Source organism: Cyanobacterium aponinum PCC 10605 (assembly GCF_000317675.1).
Classification (GTDB): domain Bacteria; phylum Cyanobacteriota; class Cyanobacteriia; order Cyanobacteriales; family Cyanobacteriaceae; genus PCC-10605.
Genome location: NC_019776.1, coordinates 1354767 through 1373696, shown reverse-complemented (window position 1 = coordinate 1373696; position 18930 = coordinate 1354767). Strand labels below are relative to the sequence as shown.

The 18930-nt window shown below is 34.8% G+C and carries 13 protein-coding genes; 6 read left to right on the top strand and 7 right to left on the bottom strand.

Annotation, left to right across the window (positions count from 1 at the left end; genetic code table 11):
• Positions 1-162: 162 nt before the first annotated feature.
• Both cysS and CYAN10605_RS05670 read right to left on the bottom strand, forming a co-directional pair.
• Positions 163-1602 carry a cysteine--tRNA ligase gene (gene cysS, locus CYAN10605_RS05675; protein ID WP_015218980.1) on the bottom strand — a complete coding sequence of 480 codons (1440 nt, stop codon included), beginning with the start codon at positions 1600-1602 and terminating at the stop codon, positions 163-165.
• Positions 1603-1997: 395 nt separating this feature from the next.
• Entirely contained in the window at positions 1998-2459 is a 462-nt protein-coding gene (locus tag CYAN10605_RS05670) for a phosphate-starvation-inducible PsiE family protein (protein WP_015218979.1), read from the bottom strand.
• Between the two features lie 617 nt (positions 2460-3076).
• On the opposite strand from CYAN10605_RS05670, the gene crtH reads away from it, so the two are divergent.
• Positions 3077-4567 carry a carotenoid isomerase gene (gene crtH / locus CYAN10605_RS05665; protein ID WP_015218978.1) on the top strand — a complete coding sequence of 497 codons (1491 nt, stop codon included), beginning with the start codon at positions 3077-3079 and terminating at the stop codon, positions 4565-4567.
• Between the two features lie 179 nt (positions 4568-4746).
• Positions 4747-5943 (top strand): ATP-grasp domain-containing protein, encoded by a 1197-nt coding sequence (locus tag CYAN10605_RS05660; RefSeq protein WP_015218977.1) that lies wholly within the window; start codon positions 4747-4749, stop codon positions 5941-5943.
• Between the two features lie 715 nt (positions 5944-6658).
• Here CYAN10605_RS05660 and CYAN10605_RS05655 read toward each other — a convergent pair.
• Positions 6659-7879 carry a GAF domain-containing sensor histidine kinase gene (locus CYAN10605_RS05655; protein ID WP_015218976.1) on the bottom strand — a complete coding sequence of 407 codons (1221 nt, stop codon included), beginning with the start codon at positions 7877-7879 and terminating at the stop codon, positions 6659-6661.
• Between the two features lie 151 nt (positions 7880-8030).
• On the opposite strand from CYAN10605_RS05655, the gene CYAN10605_RS05650 reads away from it, so the two are divergent.
• The gene (locus tag CYAN10605_RS05650; RefSeq protein ID WP_015218975.1) at positions 8031-9029 is read left to right on the top strand and encodes a beta-ketoacyl-ACP synthase III; all 999 of its coding nucleotides are present in this window, start codon (positions 8031-8033) and stop codon (positions 9027-9029) included.
• Between the two features lie 220 nt (positions 9030-9249).
• Here CYAN10605_RS05650 and CYAN10605_RS05645 read toward each other — a convergent pair whose 3' ends face one another.
• Both CYAN10605_RS05645 and CYAN10605_RS05640 read right to left on the bottom strand, forming a co-directional pair.
• Positions 9250-10716 carry a YcjF family protein gene (locus CYAN10605_RS05645; protein WP_015218974.1) on the bottom strand — a complete coding sequence of 489 codons (1467 nt, stop codon included), beginning with the start codon at positions 10714-10716 and terminating at the stop codon, positions 9250-9252.
• A 101-nt stretch (positions 10717-10817) separates the two neighbouring features.
• The gene (locus CYAN10605_RS05640; protein WP_015218973.1) at positions 10818-12677 is read right to left on the bottom strand and encodes a hypothetical protein; all 1860 of its coding nucleotides are present in this window, start codon (positions 12675-12677) and stop codon (positions 10818-10820) included.
• Positions 12678-13077: 400 nt separating this feature from the next.
• Here CYAN10605_RS05640 and CYAN10605_RS05635 point away from each other — a divergent pair, with 400 nt between their 5' ends.
• On the top strand, positions 13078-13716 hold the full coding sequence (locus CYAN10605_RS05635; RefSeq protein ID WP_015218972.1) for a response regulator transcription factor: 639 nt from the start codon (positions 13078-13080) through the stop codon (positions 13714-13716).
• Between the two features lie 233 nt (positions 13717-13949).
• Here the strand turns inward: CYAN10605_RS05635 and cofH are convergent, their stop codons facing one another.
• Positions 13950-15056 carry a 7,8-didemethyl-8-hydroxy-5-deazariboflavin synthase subunit CofH gene (gene cofH, locus CYAN10605_RS05630; protein WP_015218971.1) on the bottom strand — a complete coding sequence of 369 codons (1107 nt, stop codon included), beginning with the start codon at positions 15054-15056 and terminating at the stop codon, positions 13950-13952.
• A gap of 554 nt (positions 15057-15610) precedes the next feature.
• Between cofH and CYAN10605_RS05625 the strand changes: the two genes are divergently transcribed.
• A complete protein-coding gene (locus CYAN10605_RS05625) occupies positions 15611-17203 on the top strand; it encodes a PAS domain-containing protein (protein WP_015218970.1) in 1593 nt (530 codons plus the stop codon).
• A gap of 2 nt (positions 17204-17205) precedes the next feature.
• Here CYAN10605_RS05625 and tnpA read toward each other — a convergent pair whose 3' ends face one another.
• Positions 17206-17634, bottom strand: a complete 429-nt coding sequence (gene tnpA, locus CYAN10605_RS05620; protein ID WP_015217945.1) for an IS200/IS605 family transposase — start codon at positions 17632-17634, stop codon at positions 17206-17208.
• A gap of 41 nt (positions 17635-17675) precedes the next feature.
• Here tnpA and CYAN10605_RS05615 point away from each other — a divergent pair, with 41 nt between their 5' ends.
• Positions 17676-18929, top strand: coding sequence for an RNA-guided endonuclease InsQ/TnpB family protein (locus CYAN10605_RS05615; RefSeq protein WP_015217944.1), 1254 nt, complete (start codon positions 17676-17678; stop codon positions 18927-18929).
• Position 18930 lies beyond the last annotated feature (1 nt).

Genomic DNA, 18930 nt, shown 5'->3' with positions numbered 1-18930 from the left:
TTATTATTGTTCAATCTTGCTTAGTTTTAATTAATCAATTTTATCAGTTTTTTCTATCAGCTTTTTTTATTCCTCATTTCTCACTATTATCTTCACCTAAGTTAAAGATGAAATTTTCGGGGTAGATTAATCCTTAAAGAATTGACAATACCTTTGTCAAAATTAATCTCTATGCCATTTTGTCTCCCCTTTGCCCACATCTACAAGGGTAACTCCTTTCTCTTTCAGTAAATCTCGGATGCGATCGCTCTCTTGATAGTTTTTATTTTGACGTGCTATAGTTCTTTGAGAAATTAAATCTTCAATTTCTTGATCACTAATTTGAGAATAGACAGAAAGAGATTGATCAAACTTCGCTTCTAAACCCAGAACTTGAGCCAAATTAACTAAAGTATGCCATTTACGCTCCAAATCCTCTGAATTTTGACTTATTCTACCTTCATGACTTAATAAATTTCCCTCTTTGCGTAACTCCTTAGCTAACTCAAATAAGACGGCTAAACCCGAAGCAAAATTAAAATCTTGATCCACCGCCTGAGAAAAATCATCCTTTACAGAAGGGATTTCTTGAATATGTCCTTCTAATGTCCAATCTAAATCCTTGCCATACTTATAGCCAAAATTTAAACCTTCCATTAAAGTGTGCCAACCATTTGTTGCCGCTTCCATCGCCCCATCAGTAAAATCAAGAGGTTTACGATAATTCGCCTGAAGAATAAATAAACGCACCGCCATGGGGTCATATTTAGCCAATAAATCCCTAATAGTAATAAAATTACCCAAAGATTTAGACATTTTTTCTCCTTCCACCTTAACCATGCCATTATGTAGCCAATAACGAGCCAAAGGTTTACCTGTTACCGCCTCCGATTGGGCTATCTCATTTTCATGGTGAGGAAAAATTAAATCACTTCCCCCCACGTGAATATCAATAGTTTCACCTAAATTATCCCTAACCATCGCCGAACATTCAATATGCCACCCCGGGCGCCCCTTACCCCAAGGAGACTCGAAACTAGGCTCATCAGGTTTAGCACTTTTCCAGAGGGCAAAATCAGAAGACTCCTGCTTAATCTGATCTTGAATATTAACTCTACCACTTGCCCCCGCCTGTAAATCATCTAAGTTTCTCCCAGACAACTTACCATAACTTTGAAACTTACTTACTGAATAATAAACATCCCCTTGAGCCTCGTAAGCAAAACCTTTCTCCTCCAATTCCCAAATTAACCTTTTAATTCCATCAAGAGTATGAGTCGCACGAGGATAAGAATCCGCTTTTTGTACATTCAATTTTTCCATATCCTCAAAATAGGCTTGAATAAAACGTTCAGCCACCTCTTCCATAGTTGTATTTTCTGCCTTTGCTCGATTGAGAATTTTGTCATCAATATCCGTAAAGTTTTGAATGTATTTAACTTTATAACCTCTCCAAGTCAAATAACGTCTCACTACATCCCAAATGATACAAGTACGAGCATGACCTAAATGACAATAATCATAAGCGGTAATTCCACAGCAATACATCGTTACTCTTTCTGGATTAGAAGGCTTAAATTCTTCTTCTTGCTTGGTAAGGGTATTATATAAAGTTAAACTCATCGGTTACAAATTATTAATTAATATATATATAGTTAAGGGGTAAAAGTTGAATTTAATACTCAGTTTCTGGTCATTTGTTTACCTAGAAACCAGTAAATATTAAACAATAGACATCTCCAATAATAGACATTTTAAGGGCTGAAGCCCTTACTACGAGCCAACGAAAAATAATTTATGGAGAGGTCTAATATAAATTTAATTGCCAATAAAATTTGTCTAATGTTCTGAATATTTTGAACACATTGAAATCCCCATATAGACTAAATTCAATTATAAGGCAATGATGTATTGCTAACCTCAGTTCTTGAGCAATACCTTTCGATTTGGGTAGGTTTCAAGTTTAAGGTAATAGGTTTCAGATTTACAGCTATTTTCAGTTCAAACAACTAATAAATTTAAACTTTTCTTTTGTGAATATAACAAATTATTCCATAACTTAACGCTAAGCAAAGGGTTGCAAAACCAAGAGCTATTAGATCGACTTTATCATATTTGCTAGTATCAAAAATAATAATTTTTCTTGCCACTGCAATTAAGGCTGTTGTTAATACCAACTCCAACTGCACGACGTGCTTTCTTATATAAACAGTTATATTTTCTAATAATTCTAGAGCAATCAACACATTTAGAAAAAAGCCAAAAATTTCAATTAAAGTAACATTGAAAAAACCGACAGGCTCTTGCACAAATAAATCTTGAGATAGGACTAAAATTAAATCAAAAATAGAAACAAAGATAACTATTATTAAAGCAATAGAAAGAACCTTAGAGACTAAATTTTCGGTAATATGAATTAGCTTCATGAAATTTCTATCTTTGAAAAAATCATTTAGCCAAGAAATTATTTTATTTAACATTTGATGATTACTTATTCAAACTAATTTTGAGGAATATATAAACAATTTAAAATAGTATATATTGATTAAAGTTTATTAAAATCTAAGACAAAACTTATTTTACATGATTTATCTTTTATTTCCTTGTATTGATTGTTAAAAACTGTACTTTTTTGATGGTAAAGGATGGTAATTAGTTCAATTGACTGATAAATGTTCATCCAATATTTCCTCAAAACCTACCACCTGAAACTCGAAGCATCCCTAAAATAATATTTTGCTCAACAACTGAGGTTAATATAACCTGAGTTTGGGATAAATTTTTATCTATCCATAGAGTGATGACGAAAAGGGCAATCATTTGAGTTCAGAGTTAGTTAGGGGCGAATGGCCGTTCGCTCTTACAGAAGTTCGGAGTTAAGATAAAAAAGAAATTTCCCGTAAGATTTGAATATATTCAACCCCTACCACCTGAAACCTGACACCTAACCTTATTCGATATTCTTAAACCGAACTAAGGTTAATATTGTTTTTGAGAAGTGAGAATTTAGGGATAAATACGGCTTTTTTTGAGACCATAAACCGCTAAACTGGTAAAAGGGAGATTAGAGGGAAAGTTTTAAGATCGAACAGAAAGTATGAATCAGTATGATGTAATTGTAATTGGTTCGGGTATAGGTGGTTTAGTGACAGCCACTCAGTTAGCCGCAAAAGGAGTTAAAGTTCTGGTGTTAGAACGTTATCTCATTCCGGGAGGTAGTGCAGGGTATTTTGAGAGTCAGGGTTATCGCTTCGATGTTGGTGCTTCAATGATATTTGGTTTTGGCACTGAAGGCACAACAAATTTGTTAACTCGTGCTTTAGATGCTGTCAATATGAAAATGGAGACTATCCCTGATCCAGTTCAAATACACTATCATTTACCCAATAATCTCGATTTGAAAGTGCATCGGGACTATGATTTATTTTTAGAGGAATTATATAACTATTTTCCTGACGAAAAAGAAGGGATTAGAAAATTTTATGATGAGTGTTGGGCTGTTTTTAACGCTCTTAACTCCATGGAATTGCTTTCCTTAGAGGAAATTCGCTACTTAACTCGTGTTTTCTTCCAAAAACCCCTTGCTTGTTTAAGTTTAGTTAAATATTTACCTTTAAATGTCGGTGATGTTGCTCGCAAGTATATCAAAAATCCTGAGTTATTAAAATTTATTGATATGGAGTGTTATTGTTGGTCTGTTGTACCGGCTGACTTAACTCCGATGATAAATGCGGGAATGGTATTTTCTGATCGGCATTATGGTGGAATTAATTATCCTAAAGGTGGAGTAGGCAAAATCGGGGAAACTTTGGCAGAAGGTTTAGAAAAGCTAGGGGGAGAAATAAAATATCAGGCGAGAGTTACAGAAATCATTGTGGAAAACCATGAAGCCATTGGGGTGAGATTGGCAAATGGAAAAGAATATTATGCTCAAAGAATTGTATCTAATGCTACCCGTTGGGATACTTTTGAGAAGTTGATAGAGAATAAAAAACCGAAAAAAGAGGTTAAGTGGCAACAGAATTATCGTCAATCTCCTAGTTTTTTGAGTTTACACTTGGGAGTTGAAGCTAAAGTGTTAGAAAATAATCCTGAATGTCATCACATTATTTTAGAGGATTGGAACAACTTAGAAGCTGAACAGGGAACTATTTTTGTTTCTATTCCAACTCTCCTCGATCGCAGTTTAGCACCATCAGGCTACCATATCATTCATACTTTTACCCCCAGTTCGATGGATTATTGGCAAGGATTAACCCCGAAACAATATGAATTCAAGAAAGAAGAAGCGGCAGGGCGTTTAATTGAACGTTTAGAAAAGATTTTTCCCGGTTTAGATGCGGGGTTAGACTATATGGAAATTGGCACTCCTCGCACTCATAGACGCTTCTTAGGAAGAATAAACGGTACTTATGGGCCTATTCCTGCCCGTCGTCTTTTAGGTTTATTATCAATGCCTTTCAATCGTACTTCTATTAAAAATTTATATTGTGTGGGAGATAGTACATTTCCGGGGCAGGGTTTGAATGCGGTTGCGTTTTCTGGTTTCAGTTGCGCCCATCGTATTGCTGTGGATTTGGGATATTAGATTCAATTAGGAATTAGGAATTAAGACAAAGCAATTAGTGAATAGTGAATAGTGAATAGTTGATAATTACTCATTACTCATTACTTTCTTCTAAAACCTGAAACCTGAAACCTTTTTCCTAACCCCGAACCCAACTACTCGGGTTAAAATGAAACTATTTTCTATGGATTGTTTCTTTAATGGACTTATTAGAATATCAAGCTAAAGAATTATTTTCCCAAGTTGGTATCCCAGTATTACCTTCTCAGTCAATTGCTGACCCTAGTGAATTAAAAAATTTACATATTCATTACCCCATCGTCTTAAAATCTCAAGTTTTAGTTAGTGGTAGAGCTAAATTTGGGGGTGTACGTTTTGTTGAGAATACCATAGATGCGATCGCCGTTGCTCAATCTTTATTTAATTTATCCATAGAGGGAGAATATCCCAAGGTAATTTTGGCAGAGAGTCGCTATGATGTGGAAAACGAGATATTTTTGGGGATTATGTTTGATTATGTCCTTAAAAAACCTGTTTTAATGGGGTCTTCTCAGGGAGGGATTAATGTTGAAATTCTTTTAGATAATTTACAAACTTGTGTGATTGAAGAGGAGTTTTTGCCATTCCATGCCCGTCATTTAGTTATGAAAATGAATTTGAAAAAAAAAGCGATCGCACCAGTCACCGCCATCATTGAAAAAATGTATGATTTATTCATCCAAAATGATCTTGATATTATAGAAATTAATCCTCTTGGGGTGAAAAATAATGGTGAAGTAATGGCACTAGATGGCAAAATTAGAATTAACGATGATAGTTTAAACAGACATCCTAATTTATTAAAATATTTAAACAAAGATCAATTTTTATCCACAGTTTATTCTTGTTTAGAAATTAATAATAAAAGTGATATTGTCATTATTTCTGATAGTATTGATGAGGCTATTTTTATTTTAAATCACTTAGAAGGCAAAAATATTTTTACTCAAAAATTATATGTTCTAACTCATAAAAATCAACAATTTTGGACATCTAATATAAATCAAGTTTTTAGACAAATTATTGAAAATACATCGGTAAAAAAAATAATAATTACTCATTCCAATCAAGATAATTTTGTTGATGCTTTAATCGAGGAAATCAAAAAATCTCACCAAGAAGAAATTAACTATAAAGAGTTAATATCTCAAGATAGAGAAGAAAGACCAACGGGTACTCGCCTATGGAACGAAACACCAAAATCAAAACAAAAAACAAATAATTTGTATAGATGTATTCAATGGTCTATCAGAACCTTTTCTCCTCATTTATTGTCAGAGCAAGAATCCTTAAATTTACTACCAATTAAGATCGATAATAATTTAGATAAAATCTTACAAATAATCCTTAAAGATTAAAATAAACTGTTCTATCAGTTTGAGTATGTAAATTATTAGTTAGGGTAGGCTGAAAGGCAAACAGGGTTTTTTCATTCTCAAAAATATCAATTTTTGAAACTAACAAATAGTAACAGATACCTTAAGGGGGGACAATAACTCTAAAAACCTTATAGGTAGCAGGTAGCAGGTGTTAGGTGTTAGGTTTTGTCTCCACTAATATTTATCATTATCTCTATTTACTCAATGGTTCAAATAATAGGCAAAACTATTGGATTATCAACATTTTGAGATAATATGTCTGGCTATTTATTTCGTAAATACAAAATACTGCTCATGTATTTAAAACCTGCAACCTGAAACCTGAAACCTAAAACCTACCCTCACTGCAGTTTCATTGTCTCCCCGTCAGAACAGATACAGGAGTTTTTAAGTGTTAATTAATCAATTATTAAGAAAAAACGCTCCCCTCTACTGTGGGAGAGGGGTTGGGGGTGAGGGCAAGATAATTTTGCCCTGACTTTGAAAAAACCCTGAACAGGCAAGAGGCAATAGGGGATTATTAAATAATAATTTATAAACTTTTAGTTTTTATTTTACTATAAACACTATTCAATAAAGGTTATAGAAGTTATTTTCTCTTAATTTATCATAACCATTGTAGAAGAACCAAAATTATTTTTCCAGTTAAGCTAAGACCCATTAATTTAAATTTTTATTAATTCTTAAAAGAGCGTTAATTCAATGGAATAGTAAAAGAAAAAGTTGATCCCTGATTGATTTGAGATTCAACCCAAATTTGACCTCCATTTTTTTCGACGAACTCCTTACATAATAATAAGCCTAGTCCTGTGCCTATTTCTCCTGATGTTCCTTCCGTTGTTTGACAGCAATCAATTTTAAATAAATTTTCCAGTTGTTTTTCTGTCATTCCTACCCCATTATCAATAATATTTATCTGTATTTGAGATTCTTTTTCTTCCAATTCAATGGTAATTTGCCCTCCTGAAGGAGTAAATTTAATACCATTAGTTAATAAATTTTGGATAGTAGAAACTAACATATTATAGTCCCATTTCACTGTAAAATTATTAGTTGAAAAATTAGTGTTAATTTGAATATTTTTTTCCTTCGCCATTGGGTTAACAATTAATAAAACTTCCTCAATTAATTTATTAAGATTTAATATTTCGGGATTAATCTGCATTTTCCCTGTTTCTAACCTAGACCAGTGTAAAAGATTTTGTAATAATTTAAAGGCATTTTTCCCAGAATTATATATTTCCCCTGCCAATTCTTCTATCTCCTCTTTTGTAAGTTCTAAGGCATTATTTTTAAGAACCTCAGCGAATCCTAAAATTGTGTTAAAAGGGGATTTTAAATCATGAGCAATAATAGAAAAAAATTTATCTTTACTAGCATTTAATTCTTTTAATTCTTGAGAGTAATTCTGTAGAGTTTTCATTGCTAATCTTAACTCTAACTGGGTAACAACTTGTTTTGCGAGTATTCGTAGAGAATTTAATTGTTCCTCTGTTAAACAACGTGGTTGAGAATCAATGGCGCATAATGTCCCCAATGCAAACCCATCTGGTGTAATTAAAGGCGCTCCTGCATAAAAACGGATATGAGGAGGGTCTTCTAAAACTAAGGGATTATCGGCAAAGCGTTCATCTTGAGAGGCATCTTCAACAATAAATATTTCTGTATCGAGAATGGCGTGGGAGCAAAAGGCTATATTTCTGGGGGTTTCTCTTGGCTCTATGCCTTTTTTTGATTTGAACCACTGGCGATCGCCATCTATGAAACTAATCAAAGCGACAGGAGTGCCACAAATGGCGGCGGCTAATTGAGTAATCTCATCATAGGCTTTTTCAAATTCCGTGTCCAAAATATCGTATCTTAATAGGGCTTCAATTCGCTCAGACTCGTTGTTAGGTAAGGGAGCGATTTTCATTAGCTTTAACTTTTCCTAGTTATCAAAATCCATCTAAAACCATTTTATCGCTGTTGTGAAAGTAGGGTGGTATGATAGTCTAAATAATTAATATAAAACCATAATAATCGATAATTAATAATTAACATCATCGCAAAAAAGGAGAAAATCATTGGAGCAAATAAAACGAGGGGTAACGATCATCAGTAGCGGTTCAGCCACTAGCCCACAAATCCTAGATAATCACGATTTAAGCAAAATAGTTGATACTTCTGACGATTGGATTAAAACTCGTACAGGTATTCAAAAACGCCATATTTGTTCCTCTGAATCTCTTTGTGATTTAGCGGTGAAAGCCGGGGAAAAAGCTATTCTCAATGCGGGTTTAACCTCCGAAGACATTGATATGATTATATTAGCAACTTCAACTCCAGATGATCTGTTTGGTAGTGCTAGTAAAGTTCAAGGAATGTTAGGGGCTTCCCGTGCTGTTGCTTTTGATTTAACTGCCGCTTGTTCAGGATTTGTTTTTGCTTTAAATACTGCTTCCCAATTTTTACGCAATGGAGTTTATCAGAATATCCTTGTGGTGGGTGCTGATTGCTTATCTCGTTGGGTTGATTGGAGCGATCGCACTACTTGTGTCTTATTTGGTGATGGTGCTGGGGCAGTAGTCTGTCAAAGTAGCGAGGAAAAAGATAACCTGTTAGGCTTTGAAATGTGTAGTAACGGAACACTTAACGGTTGTCTGAATCTTGCCTTTACAGGAGAAACTCAAAAATTAGGTAATAATCATCAAGTTACTCAGGGAAAATATAACCCCATTACGATGAATGGAAGAGAAGTTTATCGTTTTGCCGTCAATAAAGTTCCCGAAGTCATAGAAAAAGCTCTTTACAAAGCAGACTTAACCACAGAAAAGATAGATTGGTTGATTCTTCATCAGGCAAACCAAAGAATACTCGATGCAGTAGCCGAAAGACTTAATATCCCCAAATGGAAAGTAATCTCAAATCTGAGCGAATATGGCAATACCTCCGCCGCATCTATTCCCATAGCTTTAGATGAAGCCGTTAGCAAAGGAAAAATTAGAACGGGGGACACCATCGTTACCTCTGGATTTGGTGCAGGTTTAACATGGGGAGCAACAGTTTTTCGCTGGGGATTTTAAATAGCTTCAGTGTTTGGAGTTCGGAGCTATAAAATAGGTTTCAGGTTTCAGGTTGCAGGTGTCAGGTGTTTTTTATTATTTATAATCAACTATAACCTATTTACCTTTGCCCTCCCCCCTCTCGAGGGGGGATAAAGGGGGGTTTGCCCTTTGCCCTTTGCCCTTTGCCCTTTTGGCAATCCTAAGTAAAACTAAGGTAATACCGAATATTTATTTGCCCTTATCCAATACTCTTAGGCTGAACTGAGGTTAGTAATAAAGATGTCTTTTTAACAAATTGATTCAAGAAATTATTTTCTTTATTCTGCTCAAAAATTAGTTGTATTTTCTCTTTTAATTTACTAATATTTATGTTGTCATTAACAGTAAAGTCCGCCACTTCATAATATTCAATTAAACTCAAAGCACAAACACGAGTTAGATAGGCGGCACTAATACCTTGAATTAATCCCCCTGCGACAAAGGTTATCATGTTGGTCTTCAAAATAGCACTAATGGTTTGACTAGAAATTTCCACAATGCCTAACTTAAGCATTACTTTAGCCAATGTTAAAGATATTTGTTGTGCTTGATTGAGAGATAGAGGATGTTGATAAATTTTACTTAAATCAACTATCATTTGAGCATTAATAGCCGCAGTTGCTAGTAAGTCTAAGCTCGAAACGGGATTTGCAAACGTAGCTGTTGCCGCAACCATTTGATATTTTTCCACCACTTTCAAACTTTTGTTTTTTCTGATAGCGTTTAATTCTTCTCTTATCTGTTTTTCTACGTTAATTGCTTGTCTGTAGGTTGTGGATAATGTTAATTTACCTAATTCTTTTTCCGTTAATATTAAGAGAGTTTCGATAAGTTTTTCATGATCTGCATTGAAAGTTTCTTCCCATTCTTTATAGGTACTATTTTCTTCATATCTTCTTACCTTGATAGTTTGTTTTTTACTGGATATGGGGATGATATATTTTTCTTCTATAACTGAATCAAGAGCTTTTTTAAGACTATTCAAAATTAGTTTCTTTTCTTCTTGTAAAGTGTAATTAATATCATCAAAAACTATAATTAAATTCTGTTGTTGGTTTTTACAGTAAGAAATTATTTCCTTTTGGGATTGGGTTAAATCTTCACTAATAATTAATAACAATAAATCATATTCCAAAACTAAGTTAGTTAAATTATTTGCGTTATTAAAAGTTTCTAAAACATCATTTATTCCATGAAAATTAACTAGAGTTTTAACTTTTTTCTCTATATCTTGAGACAGAGCAAAAGAATTAGTATTTTGACTTAAATTTAAAATGGCAATGTTAAGATTATTCCGAGGAAATGACTGTTGGATAGTATTTAATTGTTGCTGAAAATTGTTGATTTTTATATTAATTTTTGCGTCTTGATTATCCTTCTCTTCTATTTCATTTAGTTCACAATTTAAGGCTTCTATTTGATTTTTGATAGATGCTATTTTTGCGGTTAAATCATTGATGGTAATATCTAACAAATTAAGCTGATTAACTGATTTTTTCCGACCAATTTGTTGTAAAAAATAAGATAAACCACCAAGACAAATTAAGCTAAAAATACTGACATTCCCGATTTCATCCCAATAATTAGTCAATTTTTGTCCTATCCATAGTAGAAAGGAAAGACTAATGCCTGCAACTAAAATCGGTTTTTTGATTAAAATATTCATAATTTCTAGCTATTAATAAATAGTCGCCGATGGTTAATCATTGTATATATTACACGGAAAAAACCCTCAATAATGACTCTAATTGTTAAAAAAAATTAATCTTAGTAACTTGTTTCTTGTAAGGGAACTTCTTCAATATTAGAGGGATTTTCACCGTTAAAACCCGGAAATAAATTTCTTTTCCAAGTTTTGATTCGTTGTTGAGCTGTATTATAAGCAGGAGTGCCTCTCGGTATCATTTGGGCGATGTTTATAGCATCTTCTAAAGCCGACAGGGAGTAAGTTTCAGCAATTCTCATCGCATTATTAAGTAGTTGTTCTGACCATTGTTCAACTGCCTGACGACTTTGGTATCCCACAGAACTATTAGAGGGGATTCTACGGGCTATATTTATGGCTTGGAGTAAGGATTGAGGATCGCTGTTTTGTGCTATTTGATAAGCATTTTCTAAGTCTTCTTGGGCATTTATTTCTCGGCGCCAATTACGAATATTGGTTTGAGCCTCGGAATATAAAGCTCTGCCTCTACCTATACGACTGGCTACATTTATGGCTTGTTGATAGTTGTTGTTGCTACCAAGTGCGATCGCCTGATCTAGTATGGGACGATCTTCGACTCTTTCTATATTACGACGCCATTGACGAATTAGATCACTAGCTTCACTGTATAAGGCTCGATTGGATTTGATTTGAGTGGCTGTATTGATAGCATTTTGCCATGATTGAACATTGCCACCCTCAGCTATTTGTCTGGCTTGAATCAAAATAGGGCGATCTTGTATGACTTGTATTTCTCTTTGCCATTTATTTATTTCTCGCCTAGATTCTCGATAAAGGGGATTTTCTGAGCCAATTAACTCTGCTTTGGCGATCGCAGCGTTTAAATCTTCTATTTCTCCAGATCTCGCTATTTCTCTGGCACTAGCAAGATAAACCAAATCTTCTTTTTGGGCAATCCAATTTTGTATTAATTCTCGACTTTGAAGATATAGCTTACTATCGCTAGGAATTTGTTCGGCTTCGGCAATGGCTAATTCCATAGACGAAACTGTGCCAAGATTAGCATTTCTTCCTGCACTGGCTAAAATATTCCAATCTCTTGCCTGATTTTTAAGACGACTTTTTTCAGGAATTTGACTGGCTAGGTTACTGAGATTATTCCAATCGTTATCTACTAAATATTCTTCTACTATGACCACAATTTTATTTTCTGCTTCTTCGATTAACTTATTTGCTTCATTGTAGGAATAGCTAGTTGCTGGAATGATGGATGCTATTTCAATGGTTTTGAGCAGATTATCAACTCCTCCTTGTCTTAGGGCAACATATGCACCATCTAATTGTTTGCTTTCTTCTCTAGCAAGATTAATGGTTTTGACAATTTCTTGATACTTGGTGGTTTGCCAGTATTCGTTATCTACATTCAACAAGTTAACGGCTTCTAAGAATGCCTGATTCCACTGGGATTCTCTTAATTTTGCTTCTACATCTTCCTGGATTTTTTCCGCACTTTGCCAAATTTCACCCCATTCACTGATTTTTTCCTCTATCATGGTGCGATTTGCCACATCTTCGGGTATTTTACGGGCAATTGCGATCGCTTCTTCTAAATTTCCTTGATCAAATTTACTTTGTGCCAGAATCAAAATATCATTAGACCATTCACTAATGTGACGATTTATTTCATTTCTTAAAGGATGATCTTCCGATAGTACCTGCAAAAGTGCGATCGCATCTAATAAATCATCAACAGTATTTTTTTCCGCTTTCAATTGGGCACAGTAGATACGATTAGTAGCGGAACTAAAAAAAAGGGAAACCTTACTACAACTAGGATTAGTGGGCAATCGCAACAGTACAGAAGTAGCGGCGAAACCGATGCCTCCGAAAGTCAACGCTAAAATCAGGCTTAAAAATTGCCATGAGACTTTCCAGTTACTACCCTCAATTTTTGTAGTCATAATCAGTTCTTAAAGAATTAAGCTATTGATTGTTCAGCTTTTAATTTTCTTAGCACATCCTAACATGAAAACGAATGAGAGGAAATAGGGATAACAAATAGTTAACCTCAATTCGGTTTAAGAATATTGGATAAGGATAGATGTCAGGTTTCAGGTTGCAGGTTGCAGGTGTTAGGTTTAAGGGAGTAATGAGTAACGAGTAATTATCAACTATTCACCCCAACACTATTTACCTTTGCCCCTTGCCCTTTTTTCCATCATTCATAGATGAAAATTTATCCCTAACTCAGGTTAAAATGGTAAAAGAATATGTGTTTCATAAACATCCTTGGCCATTTTCAGACACATCACAACTTTGTCTTGAAGATACTAAAAATGAAGAAAACTGATTACGAAAATCATGAAAGACTCAGAAACTAAAAAATTACTCCTTATAGATGATGATCCTAACCTAATTCTATTAGTCAAAGACTATCTCGAATTTAATGGTTATGAAGTAATCACAGCTAATCATGGTAGAGAAGCAATAAAAATTCTTGAACAAGACACTCCAGATTTAATCATTTGTGACGTGATGATGCCTGAAATGGATGGTTATAACTTCGTTCAAGAAATCAGACAAAATCCGAGTTTAGAATGGTTACCTGTTATTTTTCTCTCAGCAAAAGGGCAAAGTAAAGACAGAATTAAAGGCTTAACTCAAGGGGCAGATGTTTATATGGTGAAGCCTTTTGAGCCTGATGAATTAGTCGCCCAAGTAAAGTCAACACTAAATCAAACAATGCGCTTAATGGGAAGCAGTCAGAAAAAAATTGACCCGGCTCTAAGAATTCAAGTACCAAAAAGTGTAGAATTAACCCCCACAGAAACTAGAGTTGTAAATCTGGTGGCTAGAGGTTTGTCTAATAAAGAAATCTCTCAAGAATTAGGTGTTAGTCAAAGAACTGTAGAAAGTCATGTGTCTAATATGTTAAACAAGACAGGTTTACATAATCGCACAGAATTATCTCGCTGGGCAATTCAAAATGAGTTAGTCTAATTTTTCTCACACCAAGGGCAAGAGGCAAAGGTGAATAGTGAATAATGAATAGTGAATAGTTGATAATCAAAAATTAAAAATTAAGAATTAAAAACTCTGAACAATCATTGCTCCTGTACGGGCGAATGGCCATTCGCCCCTACTTCCCCCTATCCCCTCATCCCTCCATCACCTACAACAACCTGACACTTCTTTCCTAACTCCGAACTTAGGTTCAATTAGATATTCTCCTTTCAAACTAAGGTATAAAGGGTATTTCTTTGACGGAAAGGGCGATTAATAGATGCGATCGCATCTTGTATTTCTTTAACTTCCAAACAAGTACCACCTTTTGCACCAGCCATAGTGGTAATATGCTCTTCCATAAGAGTACCACCAATATCATTACAACCCCATGAAAGAGCTTCTATTGCACCATGTAAACCTAATTTAACCCAACTGGGCTGATGATTGGGAATAATATCACCGAGAAATAAACGGGCAACGGCTGTTAATTTGAGAGTGGCCTCTAAATCAGGTTGAATTTTACCGACTCTTTTTCTTAGGGGTTGAGGAGCGTATTCCCCCACAAAGGGCAACAAAATAAACTCTGTAATTCTGGCAGGATAACCTTTTTCTAAAGCTAATTCTTGAAGCGATCGCACTTTTGTCAAATGTAACATTTCCTGCTCATAAGTTTCAATATGACCACATAACATTGTGCTAGTAGTGTATAATCCCCAACGATGGGCTTTAGAGATAATATCCATCCATGTCTGACTATCTATTTTTTCAGGACAAATAATTTTTCGCACAGTATCATCTAAAATTTCAGCCGCTGTACCGGGTAACGAATTGACTCCTCCATCACGTAAAGCAACAATTACATCATCATAAGTTAAACCATCCTCACGGGCGATAAACTGTATTTCTTGGGGTGAAAAAGCGTGTAAATGTAGTTGAGGAAAAGATTTTTTGATTGCACTAACAAGTTTTAAATAGTATTTCAAACTGCTACCATCAACCTTTGCCAAAGGATTTAAACCCCCTTGCATACAAATTTCCGTTGCTCCCTTTTCCACCGCTAACGTTGATTTAGCAATAATATCCTCAATTTCTAGCCAAAAAGCCCCCTTTTCTCCTTGATCACGTCGAAAAGCACAAAAACTACAATGTTGTTCACAAATATTCGTAAAATTAATATTACGATTAACTACATAGGTTACTGTATCTCCCACTTGTTGATGTCTCATTTCATCAGCAGTATTTTGTAACCACTGTTTATGCTCCTGAAGATTTGATTGAAGTAAATTAACACCCTCGGAAAAGGAAATAAAAGGAGAAACCGTCTTTAAAATCATAAACTTGATACCAGTGAAGATAAGCAATCAGATAAATCAATAGACTTCTTTCAGAAGTCAGGAAAGAAGAAACAGGGAACAGTGATAAGATTCACTATGAAAATGTCCACATTTTATTTTAATTTCTATTTTGCAAGAGGTCTAATAAGCTAGAACGCATCTAAGTCGTCAAGGGGTGGTAGGCTGATGAACAACACAGGTAACGAGCAACAGGCAACAGATAAGCGGTTGAATCATTTTAAGAATTAATAAAAATTGAAATTCATACTTCTTAGCCTACTCTCATAAAAATAAAGAGAAAAAACTTAACTGCCCAAATTATATACTTTTTTTGTCCATATTTTTTTATCTTAATTCTAACCCCTAATTAGGTATGATCATGTATTTTCATTGTTTGAAAAAATAGAAAATTAAGTTTTCTTTTCTGAATTATATTTTTAGATCACACCAAGACAATCCTACGTTATAGTTGTTCAACTTTTTACAATCAATCAAGTATCTACTATAATATAAATTAATGATAATCCATCAAAAAATCATGGAGCGAGAAGAGAATGATGGAGCAATTTTATTTGGTCATCCCAAATATTTCTTTTGAAAATTATAATTACTTTGAAGAGTTATTAGCTAATTTATCTTCTTTATTTTTAGCTCAAAATATCTCTATAATTATTACTCAACATGGTGCTTCTTCATTCTCATATGGTGATGGTTATGATTTAGATTCTTTTATAGACTGCAATAACTATCAGTTAGTCAAACCAACAACCTCTAACTCTATAGAAGTGGGCAGCATATACTTATTGTCCAATAATCATAAATACGTCGTTAAAGATGGTGTTTTAACAAGACTTAATGCGGAAGAAGCGATCGCACTTCCTTTTAATTTTCCCAATGATATTCTTTTAGATTCTTTCGCCCAAGAACAGGCTATTAACACTTTTGCCATAAAACTATCATCCCAAACCGAAGACGGCAAAAGGGGACTACAAATCCTTAAAAGTGCAGGAGGAATTATTTTTAATCCTTCCCAATCCCCTCAGCAAATAGCCACAGAAATTAAGCAAATTATAGAAAAGAAGCGATCGCCGTTTCCTCAAATATCCCAACAAAAACCGTTTAAATCCAAGAACAAAATATCTCGGAAATACTTTCAGGAGAATATTCTGCGAGACACAGATAACATCTTAATTGCAACAAATATCAATGGTATTATTACCGACTGGAATCATCGAGCCGAAGAAGTTTACGGCTACGGTAAAGATGAAGCTATCGGTCAACCAGTAGGTATTATCTACTATGACTCAGAAACACCAACAAAAGATATAATTCCCGTCTTACTGGAAAGAGGAAATCATCAACTAGAACTTGCCTGTCGCCATAAAAATGGTAATGTCGTTCACGTAGAATTACGTTTATCCGTAGTAAAAGACAAACAGGGTCAAGTTATCGGCTTATTGGGGGTGTCAAAAGATATTACCCAAAAAAAACAAATAGAATTAGAAAATCAAGAACTGAGAGAACGTCTTAAATTTATATTGGAGAACACTCCCGCCACAATTTATAGCTCACAAATTGAAGAAAACTATCAATATACTTATGTTAGTAAGGGCGTAGAAAATTTATTAGGCTATTCTCCTCAATATTTACTAGAGAAAAAAGATTTTTTACAGGAAAATATTAATCCCCACGACGCTTCAAGAGTCTTTGCAGAAATTACTGATTTATTTGAACATGGATACCTGAAACGAGAATATCGCTTACGTCACAGAGAAGGGCACTATGTTTGGGTTAGAGACGAATTAGTTTTAATTAGGGATGATTCTGGTAATCCAATGGAAGTTGTGGGCCACTTCACTGATATATCAGAAAGAAAAAGACAGGAGGCAGAAAAGACGAAGGTTATCGCAGATATTAAAGATCTTTATAATAACGCTCCTTGTGGTTATCATTCCCTAGATCGAGAAGGAAAATTTATTCGAGTTAATGACACAGAATTAACATGGCTTGGTTACAGTCGAGAAGAAATGATTGGACAACCTTTTACTTCTTTTCTGAGCGAAAAAAGTCGTATTATTTTTGAACGTCCGTTGCGGCAGTCCCCAATCTCAGCTGTAAGCGGATTGGGGAAGGATAGCAACACCTAATTTTATTTTCCCCCTTCCTGATTTTTTATATATTCTTTGAGCTTTTCGATAGTCGCACCACCCGTACTAGCTACGTAATAAGAACCAGACCAGAAAGACACTTTCCCCCAATAGTATTTTTTTACTTCTTGAGGAAATTCCTTTTTTAGCATTCTAGCCGTTGAGCTTTTTAGACAAGCGACGACTGTGGAGATAGCATTTTTAGGATGCAAGTCTAGCAAAATATGTACATGGTCTGGTTCACCGTTAAATTCTAAGATAAAGCAATCTAACTTTTTTGCTACTTGTTCTAACATTTCTCCTAGTCTTACAATCATTTCTTTTGTTAATACTTTTCTCCGATAATGAGTGACAAAAACTAGATGTAAGTGAACGCTAAAAACACTATGAGAGCTTTTTCTGGGTTTCAATACACAATCCCCCAACTGCATGATATAATAACGAATATCTTAGCAAAACTTTTTGATTATAGATGGCTATAAAAAGAGTTACATTTAGACTATATCCGAATAAAGCTCAAAACGAGAAAATGCACTATTGGCGGAGATTGCACAAGGATCTCTATAATGCGTGTATCACTCATCGCAGGGAGCAATATAAGCGATATGGTAGAAGTGTGACTTATTTTGAGCAACAAAATTCTTTACCTGAGTTTAAAGAAGTATGGATAGAATACAAGAAGCTAGGTTCTCATGCTCTCCAAGCAACGGTAAAGCGTGTTGACTTTGCCTTTCAGCGATTTTTTAAACTAAAGTCGGGTTATCCAAAGTACAAGTCTGCTAGACATTACAGAGGATGGACATATCCTTGTAAAGCAGGATGGAAGGCTCTAAGTAACGGAAAGCACGGTAGGCTTAAAATCTCAAATTTAGGAGAAATTAAGATGCGTGGACAAGCTAGAGATTGGGGTGAACCTAAAACCTGTACGATTCTGTACAAACAAGGAAAATGGTACGCATCAATCACGGTAGAGTGTATCCCTACTCGCTATCAAACGGATAAGGGAGTAATAGGGCTTGATTTTGGGGTAAATGATGCTATAGCAGATTCATCGGGGAATTTTATCGAAAATCCTCGATTTTTAAAAGAATCTCAACAAAAAATCAATAAAGTTGCAAAGAAAGCTAGGAAAAAAAGAAATCCCCGTAAAGGGATAAAAGCCTCTTGTAGATGGAAAAAGTCTGCTAAAGCCGTAGGTAAAATTCAAAGTAAAGTTGCTCGTCAACGGCACAATTGGCATCATCAAGTATCGGTAGAAATCGTTAGCCGTAATAGCTTCATCGGTACAGAGCAACTTAACATCAAGGGAATGACCAAAAAAGCTAAAAAAGGTAGTAAACGTAAAAAGCAAAAAACAGGACTTAATCGCTCTATCTTAGATGTAGGGATAGGAGAACTCAAGTCCATGATTGCTTATAAGGTAACAGAAGCAGGAGGAATGTACATAGAAATTCCTACTCGCAAAGTAAAACCCTCTCAGACTTGTCCTAAATGTGGACATCAAAAGAAAAAATCTTTATCTGAGAGGGTGCATAAGTGCGAAAACTGTGGATTTACTACTAATCGTGATACTGCTGCCGCTATGGTCATCGAAAATTACATCAGGGGTATGGAACGTGCCTCTTTAGACGCAGAGTCGTCAAGCTCTACCGAGTGTGGAAACATGAGGCAAATTGGGGCGAAGAAGCGTCAGAAACGCATTTCTCAGCGTAGCGGAAATGCGTAGT